Below are 12832 nucleotides of genomic sequence, written 5' to 3' on the forward strand. Positions count from 1 at the left end.
GTGCACGGGGCCAACCGCCTCGCGTCGAACAGCCTCCTCGAGGCAGTGGTGTTCGCGACGCGCTGCGCCGAGGCGATCGTCGACGGCGGCGGAGCCGCTCCTCGCGTCGACCACCGGCACGGCGGCGAGGGCGCCGGGGCACCGACCCTTCCCGCCGCCCCAGCGGCACATCGACGCGATCGTCGCCGCCGCGCTTGCCGAGGACGCGCCGTCGGGCGACCTCACCGTCCAGGCGCTCATCGATCCGGACGCCCGGGCGACGGCTGCGATTGCGGCACGCGAACCGGGCATCCTCTGCGGGACGTCCGCCATCGAGGCCGCGATGCGGCTCACCGATCCGCGGATCACCGTGACCTTCATGGTGGCGGACGGTGCACGCTTCGAGGCCGGTGACGTCGTCGCCCGCCTGTCCGGGCCGGCCGCCGGCATCCTCACCGCCGAACGGACCGCGCTCAACATCGCTCAACGTCTCAGTGGCATCGCGACCATGACGCGCGCCTTCGTGGAGGCGGCGGCGGGGACGGGCGCCCGCATCGTCGACACCCGGAAGACGACGCCGGGGCTGCGGCTCCTGGAGCGGTGGGCCGTGCGCTGCGGCGGCGGATCCAACCATCGGTCCAGCCTCTCGGAGGCGGTGATGGTGAAGGACAACCACCTCGCCCTGCTCGCGGCACAGGGACCCGAGGCCCTGACCGCGGCCCTGCTCGCAGCCCGTGCGCGGCTGCCCCACACGGTGCACCTCGAGGTGGAGGTGGACCGGCTCGACCAGATCGAGCCGGTGCTCGCGGCAGAGGTGGACTCCATCATGCTCGACAACTTCGGCCTCGCCGACCTGGCGGCCGGTGTCCGGCTCGTCGCCGGCCGGGCGCTCGTCGAGGCGAGTGGGAACGTGCGCCTGGACACCGTGGCGGCGATCGCCGCCACGGGCGTCGACATCATCTCCGCCGGCGCCCTGACGCACAGCGTCCGTGCGCTGGACCTCGGTCTGGATTTCACGGTGGACGGCGGTACCGCCGACGGTGCACCTGCGCCTGCCGGCGGTACCGGCCGTGCCGGGGACGACCGGCAGGCGGGGGTCACGTCATGATCTACCTCGATGCAGCGGCGACGGCGCCGGCCCGCCGGGAGGTCCTCGAGGAGATGTGGCCGCTGCTGACGACGACCTTCGGCAACCCCTCGAGCCACCACACGTACGGGGAGGCTGCCGCGGCAGCCTTCTCCTCCGCCCGCGCCCGGCTCGCCGCGGTGCTCGGCTGCAGGCCGTCGGAGATCGTCATCACCTCGGGCGGCACCGAGGCGAACAACCTGGCCCTGAAGGGCATCGCGCTCGCCTCCCCGCGCGGCCGCCACATCGTCACGAGCGCGATCGAGCACGCGGCCGTGGCGGAGGTGCTCCGCTACCTGCAGGACGCGCACGGCTTCCGCATCACCGAGCTTCCGGTGTCCGCGACCGGTCTCGTGGCCGCCGCGGATCTCGAGGCGGCACTCCAGGCGGACACGACGCTCTGCACCGTGATGTACGCGAACAACGAGATGGGCACGGTGCAGGACGTCGTCGCGCTCGCGGAGGTCTGCAGGAACAGGAACATCCCCTTCCACACGGACGCCGTGCAGGCCGCCGGCTGGCTCCCGGTAGACGTCGGCCGCCTCGGCGTCACGGCCATGAGCCTCTCGGGCCACAAGCTCGGCACCCCGAAGGGGGTAGGGCTGCTCTACCTCCGGGCGGGCACACGCTGCGAGCCCGTGCTGCACGGGGGCGGGCAGGAACGTGGTCGGCGCTCCGGGACGGAGAACGTGGCCGGCGCCGTCGGGCTCGCGAGAGCACTGGAACTCGCGCAGCTGGCCCTGCCCGGCGCGGGCGACGCGTCATCCGCTGCGCGCGACGCCTTCATCGCCCGGATCCTGGCCGGTGTCCCGGGCGCGATCCTCACGGGCGACCCCGGGATGCGATTGCCCAACCTCGCCTCCTTCTGCTTCCCGGGGGTGAGCGGAGAGGCCGTCCTGCTGGAGATCGAGCGCCGGGGAGTCGTCTGCTCGAGCGGATCAGCGTGTGCCGCGGGCTCGTCCGACCCGTCGACCGTCCTGCTGGCGCTCGGGCTCGACGCAGGGACGGCTCTCAGCGCCGTGCGCCTGTCCTGGGTGCAGGGCACGGCCCGCTCGGACCTCGAGGAAGCAGCCACGGCGGTCGTGGCGTCGGTCCACGCCGTCCTGGCCCTCGGCGCGGCACGGCCGGCTCCGGATCTCGCCCCCGCCTAGACTGACGGCACGAACAGACGCCCTGGGAGGGACGCCATGACCGAAGCAACCATCGGTGACACCGTGCGGCGGAGGACGCGCGCCGTCGCTGCCGCGGCGCTGCTGGGCGCCCTGCTCACCGGCTGCACCGCCACCGGGGAGGGCGACACCGGCCCCGCTCCGTCGTCGTCCGCTGCTACGCCGGATGCACCGGGGGAACCGACGGTGGCTCCGCTCCGGGAGGCGCGCGCGGGATGGAAGGTCTTCACCGATCCGTCGAGGCTCGTGAGTTTCGAACTGCCGCAGGACTGGGTGGTCCAGCCGCTGGATCCCACGCCGGGCACCTATGCCGCCGACTCCCTGCACTACGCCGTCAGGACCCCCGAGGGGACCATCGCGGCGGAGTTCCACTCCGGCATCATCACCCCCGAGGCGCCCTGCCCCGACGCGGAGCGTACGCCCTACGCCGTGATCGGCAGCGAGCCACTCGCGCTGACGGACCAGCCGGCCGCGTCGACCGCCATCGAACCGCGGTTCGTCGTCCGGCTGATCACCGGTTTCCGTTTCTTCGGGGCCTACGGCGTGACCGACGAGGTCGGCGGCGCGGACGGTCTCGCCTGCTCGCTGGCCAACACCGTCCAGGGCAACGAGGCCCTTGGGCGCTTCAGCTTCGGCGACCTCGAGGTGCTCGCTCCCAAGGCCCCGGCGAACACGGGCCCGCAGACCGTCTCCTTCGGCACCATCGGCGAGGCCGAGGAGTACTACGCCGAACCCGGATTCGCGACCATCCGCGAGATGATCCTGTCGGTCAAGGTCGCGGAGCCCCCGGCCGCGTGAGCTCATGGCCCTCCCGGCTCGATCAGCCGACGGCGCGCAACGCTCCGTAGTCCACCCCGGTGAGTTCTACGCTGCGATTCCACAGGCGCATGGCGATGTCACGGTCGAGGACCCGCGGTACGGGTGCGACGAGCCGGGGAGCACCCCTGGTCTCGCCGGGACCGGAGGGACCGTAGTAGTCGCCGCCCTTCACCTCGGGAGCGGTCGCGGCATACAGCGTGGGAAGGGCGCCCGCGGCGTCGGACTGGCTCATGAACCGGAAGGCACCGGCGAGCAGGTCGAGGACGGCCGGGTTCCGCATCCCGGCGGTCAGGTTGGTGTCGGCGAGCCCCGGGTGCGCGGCCACGGAGGCGAGGTCCCAGCCGGCAGCACGTGCCCTCCGGTCGAGTTCGACCATGAAATAGAGGTTGGCGATCTTGCTCTGTCCGTAGGCGCCCCACCGCCGGTACCGGTGTTCCGACTGCAGGTCACCGAAGTCGATCCGTCCGCGCTTGTGGGCGAGGCTCGAGAGGGTGACGACGCGTGGTGACACTGACGCGTGCAGGTTCTGCAGGAGCAACCCGGTCAACGCGAAGTGTCCCAGGTGGTTCGTGCCGAACTGCAGTTCGAAGCCGTCCGCCGTGGTCGACTTCGGCGTCGCCATCACGCCCGCGTTGTTCACGAGCAGATCGACCGGACCGTCGGTCCCGGCGGCGAACGCACGCACCGAGGCGAGGTCGGCGAGATCGAGCACGCGCATCTCGACGCGCTCGCTGCCGGTGAGTGCACGGACCTTCTGCTCGGCCTCACGTCCACGCTGCTCGCTCCGGCAGGCGAGCACCACGTGCGCTCCCTTCCGCGCGAGGCCGACGGCGGTCTGCAGGCCGAGCCCGCTGTTCGCTCCGGTGATGACCGCGCGCCGGCCCGTCAGGTCACCGATGGCATCGGCGGTGAAGTCGCTCATGATGTTCCTCTCCTGCGGCGTGTCTGCCGTCCGGTCGGGCGTCCGGTGTCGATCGGCGCCCCTCCGTCCCAGCATAGAGTTGGAGCCGAACGAATCGCCTACCGGGAGCAACGAACCATGCAGCGTACTGTCTCGGCCGACCTGGGCGCCACGACGATCGCGGGGACCCAGGTGGTGCTGTCCCTCGCCGTCGCTGCTCCTGCCGCGTACGCGTCCGTGGAGGAGGAGCTGACGGTGCTGGTCGACGGCGAACCGGCCGAGGTGCGCGAGTACCAGGAGCGCGACGGCACGCGCCTCCACCTCCTCACGACGCCTCGGGCGTCCTCGCTCGACGTGCGGTACCGCGCGGTCGTCACGGGCCGGGCAGAGCCCGCACCGCATGACGACATCGACCTCGTGCGGTACGTGCGGCCCAGCCGGTACTGCGCATCGGATGTCATCCTGCCGACCGCCTACGCCCAGTTCCCGGATGTCGGGGGAGTGGACCTGGTCCAGGCAGTGCGGGACTGGGTCGGCGCCGAGTTGGCCTACGTCCCGGGATCCTCCCGCTTCACGGACGGCGCCGTGGACACGCTCCTCGCGCGGCGCGGGGTCTGCAGGGACTACGCGCACCTCGTGATCGCCCTCCTGCGGGCGCGTGACATTCCCGCACGGCTGGCGTCCGTCTACGCGCCGGGCCTGACGCCCATGGACTTCCACGCCGTCGTCGAGGCCTGGGTGGGCGGCTCGTGGCTCCTGCTCGACGCGACGGGCCTGGCGCCGCGGGCGTCGATGCTGCGCATCGCGACGGGACGGGACGCCACGGACACCGCGTTCCTCTCGACCGTCGGGGGCTCCCTCCAGCTCTCCCGGCTCCAGGTCACCGCGACCGTGGACGAACTGCCCGTCGAGCGGAGCGGCGAACGCCTTACCGTTCGGTGAGCCCTGCGGCGGAGGCCGGCCGGGTGGCTGATCAGCGGCCCGGTCCGCTCACGGGCAGGTCAGTCGTCGAGGTGTGCGTTGATGCGGTCCGTCAGCGCCTTGAGCTGGTCCATCTCCGCCGGGCTGAGCATCGGCGCGAGGACCTCCTGGATGCGGTGCACGTGTGTGGAGCCGATCTGGCGCTGCAGTGCACGGCCCTCATCCGTCAGTGCCAGTTCGACGCCTCGATGATCAGCCACGGCAGGTCGCTTCTGCAGCAGCTTCCTCGCCTCCAGGCGGTCGACCATGCGGCTCAGGCTCGGTTGGCTGATGAGCAGGTGCTGGTTCAGCTCGTTGAGGCGTGTCCAGCCCGTGGGGCAGCGGCTCAGGTTGAACAGGACGTCGTACTCACCGATGGGCAGTTCCCTGAACACCGGATCCTGGCGGATCCTGCGCATGACGCCGACCTGGGCCCGGAACAGCGACTCCCAGGTCTCCGACGACTGCCGGACCGAAGCGCCCGGGGTCACCGGCGCCGGCCCGCTCTCGCCGCCCGTCGGCATCTCCACCCGTTCCGTCATCGCCCGCTCCCCATCCTGCGCCGTTCCGACGGCAACTAGATACATATGCATCTAGTATAGGCGCCGTCCGGCATCCGGTCTCCCGGTCAGGCGGGAACGCTCGCGGCTCGCCGCAGGGCGCGCTCCTCGCGCCGCCCCTCGACGAGTCGGTAGAGGACGGGCACGAGCACCAGCGTCAGCGCCGTGGAGGAGACCAGCCCACCGATGACGACGACGGCGAGTGGCTGCGAGATGAAACCGCCCTGCCCGGTGAGGCCGAGCGCCATCGGTGTCAGCGCGAAGATGGTGGCGAGGGCCGTCATCAGGATGGGGCGGAGCCGCTGGCGGGCTCCCTCGCGGATCGCGTCGGCGACGCGGAGCCCGGGGGAGCCGTTGCGCGGGAGCCGGTACTGGTTGATGAGGTCGATCAGGACGATCGCGTTGGTCACCACGATGCCGACGAGCATGAGCATGCCGATCAGGGACGGGAGCCCCAGGGGGATCCGGGTGATCAGCAGCAGGGCGATCGCCCCGGTCGCGGCGAAGGGGATCGACACGAGCAGGATCAGGGGCTGGACCAGGCTCTTGAAGGTGGCCACCATGATCACGTAGACGATCGCGACGGCGGCCCACAGTGCAAGGAACAGCTGGTCGAAGGACTCGACCTGCTGGGTGGACGCTCCACCCACCGTCGCCGAGGCGCCGGACGGCAGCTCGATACCCGCGAGGCGCTCGGACACCGTCCCGGAGAGGGTCCCGAGGTCGTCGTCCGACGGTGTGATGGAGATACGGGCGGTGCGCTCCCCGTTGGAACTGGTGACCGACAGCGGCACCTGCACCTCCTCGACGGACGCGACGTCCGTCAACGGGACGGCGCCCTGCGCGGTCGGGACCTGGAGCGTCCGCAGCTGCTCGAGGCTGGTGATCGCGGTCCCCTCCCCGATCAGCACCGGGAAGTCGTCCGCACCGAAGCGGACCGTCCCGGCCGGGACGGGACTGATGCTGCCGCCGAGGAGACCGGCGATCTGGCCCTCCGTCAGACCTGCTTCGACGGCGGCGGCCCGGTCGACGTCCACCTGGACCTGGGGCTGCGCTGCAGACAGGTTGCTGCTCACCTCGCCGGCGCCGTCGAGCCCCTGCATGCCGTCCAGCACGGCGGTGTTGGCCGCCTCGAGGTCCTCGCTGACCGGAGCCGTGATGTCGATGTCGATGGTGCTCGACGTCCCGAAACCGCCCTGCTGGCTGGAGAGCGAGAAGCTCCCGGCGTCCTGCAGGCCCTCGAGTTCCTCGCGCACCGCTTCCTGCAGGGCTTCCTGATCGGCGTCCTCGTCCGTGATGACGGTGAAGGTCGCCACCGATGCACCGCCGGAGAACTGTGCCGCGAAGGAGCCTTCGGCATTCCCGACCGTGAGCTGTACATCCCTGATCCCGGCGGTGTCGGCGAGGGCTTCCTCGGTGCGGCCGGCTGCCTCGGTGGTGGTGGCGAGACTGGAGCCGGGAGCGAGCGTCTGCGTGATGGAGAAGCTGTTCTGGCCCGAGCCGCCCAGGAGGTTGGTGGGGAGGAACGGGACCATCGCCGCGGTCGCCCCGAGGACGATCAGCCCGCTGACGAGGGTGATGACCGGGTGACGCTGGGTCCCCGTCAGGATGGGCAGGTAGGCCCGCTGGAGGAGGGACGGACGGTCGCGCTGCGGAGTCGTAGCGACCCTGGCGACCCCGTCGACGGTGTCGGCCTCGTTGACGGCGACATGGCGGGCGCCACGGCGGTCCGGATCAGGGGCGCTGGTGCGGACCGCACCGTCCGCGGGGCTCAGCGCAGGCAGGGTCCCGGTCGGGGTGGTCGTTCGGTCGTCGGCGGTTGATGCCGCAGGCGCGGCGACCGACGATACCGGCTCCTCCGGTCCGGCCGTCGTGCTGCGTGCCGTACCGGACGACGCCGTCCTCCTCGGCAGGAACCAGTAGGCCAGGACGGGGATGATCGTCAGGGACACGGCGAGCGATGCGAGGAGCGCGATCCCCGTGGTGACGGCGAAGGGCCGGAAGAGCTCGCCGGCGAGGCCGCCGACGAAGCCGATCGGGGCGAAGACCGCGACCGTGGTGAGGGTCGAGGCGGTGATCGCCCCGGCGACCTCGCGGACGGCGGTCAGGATGGCGTCGCGCTTCTCCTCGCCGTAGCCGAGATGCCGCTTGATGTTCTCGATGACGACGATCGAGTCGTCGACCACCCGACCGATGGCGATGGTGAGCGCCCCGAGCGTGAGCAGGTTCAGCGAGTATCCGGCTGCGTACAGCCCGATGAAGGTCACGAGCAGCGACAGGGGGATGGAGATGGCCGTCACCAGCGTGGAGCGCACGGACAGCAGGAACACGAGGATGATCAGCACCGCGAAACCGAGGCCCAGGAGACCCTCGGTCGTGAGATCGTCGATGCTGCGTTCGATGAAGGGCGCCTGGTCGAAGACCACCGTGATGTCGGCCGCGTTGCCGAGTTCCGCTTCCAGCTCGGGGACCAGCGCGACGATCTGGTGCGAGATCTCCACGGTGTCGCCGTCCGGCACCTTCGTCACGGTGAGGGCGAGCGTCTCCACCCCGTTGGTGCGGGTGACGGACGTGGCCGCGTCATCGGCGAGGTCGACGTCGGCCACCTCGCCGATCGTCACCGCGGGACCCGGGGCGGCGGCCGGCGTCGATGGCGCGGCCGGTTGCTGCGCCGGGGCGCCGGATGGTGCGTCCGTTCCGGTGTCCGGCCCGCCCGGGGCAGCGGGTTGCTCCGAGCCCCCGGGAAGGCTGGAGCCACCCGGCGCAGCCGACGAACCGGTCGGACCGGAGGAGGCGGCGGGCTCCGACGAGCCCGCGGGCAGGACGGGCAACGCCCTCAGGTCCTCGAGCGAACCGATCTGGCTGCCGGCCTGGATGGTCAGCGAGCGCTGATCCTCGTCGAGGGTGCCGACCGGGAACAGGGCGCCGTTGTCCTCGAGCGTGGCGGCGAGGTCGCCGACGGTCAGGCCCGCCGCCTCGAGGGCACCGTCACGGGGGAGGAGGGCGACGTGCTGGCTGGTCCCCCCCGAGATGTCCGCCGTGCGGACACCGTCGATCTTCTGCAGCCGAGGAACCGTGAGCCGCTCGAGGTCACCGTTGAGTTCGCTCAGGGACTGGTCGGACGAGACGGCCATGAACACGATGGGCAGGTCGCTGATGCTCCCGGCCAGCGCCTGTGGCTCCACGTCCTCGGGGAGCAGGGGACGCACGGTGGAGATGGCGCGGTCCACCTGGGCCCTCGCCCGATCGAGGTCCGTCCCGTAGACGAAGACGAGGCTGACGGTGGAGACCCCGGAGCGGGACGTGCTCGCCGACGATTCCAGGCCCTCGACACCACTCAGCGCCGCTTCGAGCGGCTCGCTCACCTGCTGGTCGAGGTACTCCGGCGAGGCGCCGGGGACCGTCGAGAGGACGGTGATCTGCGGGAACTCGAGCGACGGGATGAGCTCCTGCCGGAGCGAGCCGAGGGTGATGACGCCGAAGACGGACGCGAGGATGGTGATGAGCGCGATGAGCGCACGGTTACCGAGGGAGAGATGGGCGAGACGGAACACGGAACCTGCCTTCGGGTGCTGACGGCCGCCCGGCTGGCTGGCTCCGCCGTGGTTAGACGAGCTTGAGGGCCCTGTCGGTGAGCGTCTGGATCTCGGCGGCGAGCGACGGATTCTCGTTCAGCTTGACGCCGTAGCCCGGCAGCATCTCCTTGAGCTTCGGCTCCCAGTCGGACATCTTGACCGGGAAGCACCGCTTGAGGAGTTCCACCATGATCGGCGCGGCGGTGGAGGCTCCGGGCGAGGCCCCGAGCAGTGCACCGATGGAGCCGTCCGAGGAGGTGATGACCTCGGTGCCGAACTGCAGCACGCCGCCCTTCTTCGGAGCCTTCTTGATGACCTGTACACGCTGTCCGGCGGAGATGAGTTCCCAGTCGCCGCCGTCGGCCGACGGGAGGAAGTCGTTGAGCGCCTCGTTCTTCGCGTCACGGTTCTTGAGGACCTCGGTCACGAGGTACTTCGTGAGCGACATGTTGTCCTTGGCCACGGCCAGCATGGGCACGAGGTTCGACGGACGGATGGACGTCGGGAGGTCGAGATAGGAACCCCGCTTGAGGAACTTGGTGGAGAACCCGGCGTAAGGACCGAAGAGCAGGGAGCGCTCGCCCTTGACATACCGCGTGTCGAGATGGGGGACCGACATGGGCGGGGCCCCGACGGACGCCTGGCCGTACACCTTCGCGTTGTGCTGGTCCACCAGCGTCGGGTCGGTGCAGCGCAGGAACTGGCCGGACACGGGGAATCCGGCGAATCCGCGCCCCTCAGGGATGCCGGTCCGCTGCAGGAGGTGGAGGGACCCGCCACCCGCACCGATGAACACGAATTTGGAGGTGACGGTGGTCGCCTCGCCCGTCGCCCGGTTCTTGACCTTCACGTCCCACCGGCCGTCGGATGCCCGCGCGACGTCGAGCACGTCGAAGCCGTAGTGGAGCCCCACACCCGTGCCCTCGAGGTAGGCGTTGAGCTGACGGGTCAGGGAGCCGAAATCGACGTCCGTGCCTCCGGCGACACGGGAGGCTGCGACCGGCTGGGAAGGATTGCGGCCCTTCATGATGAGCGGGGTCCAGCCCGCAATGGTCGCGTGGTCCTCGCTGAACTCCATGGTGTCGAACAGGGGCTGCGGGCTCAGGGCCTCGTACCGCTTCCGGAGGTACTCGGCGTTGGCCTGGCCCCAGACGAAACTCATGTGGGGGACCGCATTGACGAAGCTGCGCGGATCTCCGATGTGCCCCTCGGTGACCATGTGGGACCAGAACTGGCGGGACGTCTGGAACTGCTCGTTGATGGCGATGGCCTTCGCCGGGTCCACCGACCCGTCCTTACCGGCCGGCGAGTAGTTGAGCTCGCACAGCGCGGAGTGGCCTGTGCCGGCGTTGTTCCACGGGTCGGAACTCTCCAGTCCGGCGACGTCGAGCCTCTCGAAGAGCGAGACGTCCCAGTCGGGCTGGAGCTGGCGGAGGAACGCGCCGAGCGTGGCGCTCATGATGCCGCCACCGATCAGGACGACGTCTGTGGTCTTGGCGGGCGTGCCCTGATTCATGGTGGTCAACGTGGTCTCCAGTCGCGAGGTCGTAGCAGGGAAAGCCTAGCGTCTGGCAGTGACCTTATCTAAATCCGGCGGGGCCCCGGCAGGGGTACTCGCAGCAGCCGCGGCGACGCCGCGCGCTGTCACTCCGACGGCTCGGGCCGGGGCTCGACATCGGCGAGGTCGATCCGGTTGAACACCTCGTTCATCACCGGGCTGACGGGGTAGCTGCTTACGCGGGGACTCATGGCGAGAGCGGAGATCGGGAAGGCGAGCGGGACGGCCGGGATGCGGGTGGAGATCTGGGCGCTGATGTCCGCGTACGCCTCCGACCTGTCCTCGCCCTCGGGCAGACCGCGGGCGCGGTTGATCTTGCTGAACAGCTGGGGGTCCTCGTACCCGAACTCCTCGGTGTAGGAGCCGAACAGGGCACCCACGAAGTTGTCCGGGTCCTCGTAGCTGCCGCTCCACCCCAGGAGATGGAACGCCCGGTCACCCGTCTGCTGCACCGCTTCGATGTAGCCCTCGCTCCAATCGATCGGCACGGGCTTGATGGTGAAGCCGGCCTCGGTCAGCTGGCGGCTCAGCTCCGCGTAGGCCTTCTCGGGGGAGGGGAGGTACGCCCTGGAGACGTTCCGCGGGTAGTAGAAGGGCAGGGGGCGGCCGTCGTAGCCGGACCGGTCGAGGAGGTCCTTGGCGAGGTCGACGTCGTAGCCGTAGTCCTCGACCCCCTCCCCGCTCACCCCGAGCTTCTCCGGGACGAACTGCCGCGCCGACTTGGTACCGCTGAGGAACCGGCCGTCGATGAGGGCGTCCTTGTCGATCGCGTGGGCCACGGCCTGCCGGAACAGGACGTCGTCGACACCCGGGAAGCCCTGGTTGAGGCCGAGGTACAGCACCGAGTAGGGGTCGCGCTGGAGGAACTGCTGACCGTTGCGGGCGAGGTCGACGGCGCTGTCCACGGACACGAAGTCGTAGCCGTCGATCCGGCCGGCGGTCAGGGCGCGGGCACGGGAGTCGGGGTTGGAGATGGTGGTGAAGAGGACGCGGTTCACCTCGCCACGCTCGCCCCAGTAGTCCTCGAAGGACACCAGGTCCACCTCGCCCGGCTCCCAGGAGACGAACCGGAAGGGCCCGGTGCCCACGGGTGCGCGTCCGTACCGTGAGATCAGCGAGTCGTCGACGGGCTCCGTCAGGTCGTCGGCGGAACCGGCGTCGAGCGCGGCCGGTGAGGAGATGGCGAAGGCCGGGGCGGCCAGTGCGGCGATCAGTCCCGTGATCCGGCTGGTGAGCTGCAGATCCACGGTCGACGGCGTCGTCGCGGTGCAGCCCTTGTAGAGGCTGATCTCGGGCTGGTCCGAGTAGCCCTTGAACACGTGCTCGAAGGGCAGCCGCCCGGCACCGGTCCGGGCCGAGGCGGGGAGGGTGTACCAGCGGTCGAAGTTGGCACAGACAGCTGCGGCGTCCAGGGGCCGGCCGTCATGGAAGACGACGTCGTCCCGCAGCGTGAATTCGTAGGATCGCCCGCTGTCCTGCTCCTCCCACGACTCCGCCAGCAGCTCCGTCGGTTCGGACGTGAGGGGATCGATGCCCACGAGGCCCTGGAGGATCTGCCGGGTGACGCGGTAGGACTCGGTGTCGTTGGCGAGGGCCGGATCGAGGGTCCGAGGATCGGCGGCGCTCCCGAAGGTGAAGGTCGAGGCATCGACGGCCGCAGCGCTCGTGGCGGGAACGGGCTCGGGCGGTACGACCTCGCCGGACGTGCAGGCCACGAGCGACGCGACGGAGGCGACGACGACGGCGCCGCGCAGGATGCGGATCACCGGTGCGCGGCTGGCCCGCGGCTGGCGGGGGCACGCGGCGGCGTTGTTCACGAGCAGGCTCTCCGGAAGGCAGGGGTGACCCGGTCCTGGGGACGCGGCGGTCGGGAGCCCTCAGTCTAGGTGATGCTCCTGTCCGCGCCGTGCAGGGGAACGGGGAGGCCGGATTCCGCCGCTTCCCGTCGGGCTGCCCCGCCGCAGTGAAGAACGGACCCCCTCACCGGAAGTGAGGAGGTCCGTCCGTTGTCCCTGGAACACGTTAGAGGTTTGCACCAGGGAGGCAGTGCGCGTCCTTAGCCGGCGGCGGGGGGCGTGAGGACGGCGTCGATGAGGTAGACGACGGCGTTGGCGGTCTGGACGCCGCCGCAGATGACGTTGGCGTCGTTGACCTTCAGTTCCTGGCCGGATCCGGTGATCTCGAG

The 12832-nt window shown here is 70.5% G+C and carries 10 protein-coding genes; 4 read left to right on the forward strand and 6 right to left on the reverse strand.

Annotated features, from left to right (window positions below):
• The first annotated feature begins 169 nt into the window (after positions 1–169).
• Genes nadC through ACTIMO_RS17020 form a run of 3 tightly spaced genes read left to right on the forward strand, consistent with a single transcriptional unit; the run spans position 170 to position 3072 of the window.
• The gene (nadC, locus tag ACTIMO_RS17010) at positions 170–1087 is read left to right on the forward strand and encodes a carboxylating nicotinate-nucleotide diphosphorylase (protein ID WP_422392032.1); all 918 of its coding nucleotides are present in this window, start codon (positions 170–172) and stop codon (positions 1085–1087) included.
• Positions 1084–2256, forward strand: a complete 1173-nt coding sequence (locus ACTIMO_RS17015) for a cysteine desulfurase family protein (protein WP_422390048.1) — start codon at positions 1084–1086, stop codon at positions 2254–2256. The genes nadC and ACTIMO_RS17015 overlap by 4 nt, the downstream gene beginning before the upstream one ends.
• Before the next feature lie 36 nt (positions 2257–2292).
• Positions 2293–3072 (forward strand): hypothetical protein, encoded by a 780-nt coding sequence (locus ACTIMO_RS17020; protein ID WP_422390047.1) that lies wholly within the window; start codon positions 2293–2295, stop codon positions 3070–3072.
• Positions 3073–3094: 22 nt separating this feature from the next.
• Here the strand turns inward: ACTIMO_RS17020 and ACTIMO_RS17025 are convergent, their stop codons facing one another.
• Positions 3095–4015 carry an oxidoreductase gene (locus tag ACTIMO_RS17025; RefSeq protein WP_448183188.1) on the reverse strand — a complete coding sequence of 307 codons (921 nt, stop codon included), beginning with the start codon at positions 4013–4015 and terminating at the stop codon, positions 3095–3097.
• 117 nt (positions 4016–4132) lie between these two features.
• Between ACTIMO_RS17025 and ACTIMO_RS17030 the strand changes: the two genes are divergently transcribed.
• Positions 4133–4936: a transglutaminase-like domain-containing protein gene (locus ACTIMO_RS17030; protein ID WP_448183189.1), complete on the forward strand. Its 804-nt coding sequence runs from the start codon at positions 4133–4135 to the stop codon at positions 4934–4936.
• A gap of 59 nt (positions 4937–4995) precedes the next feature.
• On the opposite strand, the gene ACTIMO_RS17035 is transcribed toward ACTIMO_RS17030, so the two are convergent.
• From ACTIMO_RS17035 to ACTIMO_RS17055, 5 genes are all read right to left on the reverse strand, one after another.
• Positions 4996–5541, reverse strand: coding sequence for a MarR family winged helix-turn-helix transcriptional regulator (locus ACTIMO_RS17035; protein WP_448183190.1), 546 nt, complete (start codon positions 5539–5541; stop codon positions 4996–4998).
• 41 nt (positions 5542–5582) lie between these two features.
• On the reverse strand, positions 5583–9068 hold the full coding sequence (locus ACTIMO_RS17040) for an efflux RND transporter permease subunit (protein ID WP_448183191.1): 3486 nt from the start codon (positions 9066–9068) through the stop codon (positions 5583–5585).
• Between the two features lie 52 nt (positions 9069–9120).
• Positions 9121–10605: a malate:quinone oxidoreductase gene (locus ACTIMO_RS17045; protein WP_422392031.1), complete on the reverse strand. Its 1485-nt coding sequence runs from the start codon at positions 10603–10605 to the stop codon at positions 9121–9123.
• A 128-nt stretch (positions 10606–10733) separates the two neighbouring features.
• The gene (locus ACTIMO_RS17050; protein ID WP_448183192.1) at positions 10734–12464 is read right to left on the reverse strand and encodes an ABC transporter substrate-binding protein; all 1731 of its coding nucleotides are present in this window, start codon (positions 12462–12464) and stop codon (positions 10734–10736) included.
• A 239-nt stretch (positions 12465–12703) separates the two neighbouring features.
• On the reverse strand, positions 12704–12832 hold a 129-nt coding region (locus ACTIMO_RS17055; RefSeq protein ID WP_448183168.1), incomplete at its 5' end, for a fasciclin domain-containing protein.

The organism is Arthrobacter sp. CP30, from assembly GCF_053470025.1.

Excerpts from the sequence above, each read along its gene's own strand:
- ACTIMO_RS17035 (WP_448183190.1), bottom strand. The coding sequence starts at position 5,541 with ATGTATCTAGTTGCCGTCGGAACGGCGCAGGATGGGGAGCGGGCGATG.
- ACTIMO_RS17045 (WP_422392031.1), bottom strand. The coding sequence starts at position 10,605 with ATGAATCAGGGCACGCCCGCCAAGACCACAGACGTCGTCCTGATCGGT.
- ACTIMO_RS17020 (WP_422390047.1), top strand. The coding sequence starts at position 2,293 with ATGACCGAAGCAACCATCGGTGACACCGTGCGGCGGAGGACGCGCGCC.
- ACTIMO_RS17015 (WP_422390048.1), top strand. The coding sequence starts at position 1,084 with ATGATCTACCTCGATGCAGCGGCGACGGCGCCGGCCCGCCGGGAGGTC.
- ACTIMO_RS17025 (WP_448183188.1), bottom strand. The coding sequence starts at position 4,015 with ATGAGCGACTTCACCGCCGATGCCATCGGTGACCTGACGGGCCGGCGC.
- ACTIMO_RS17030 (WP_448183189.1), top strand. The coding sequence starts at position 4,133 with ATGCAGCGTACTGTCTCGGCCGACCTGGGCGCCACGACGATCGCGGGG.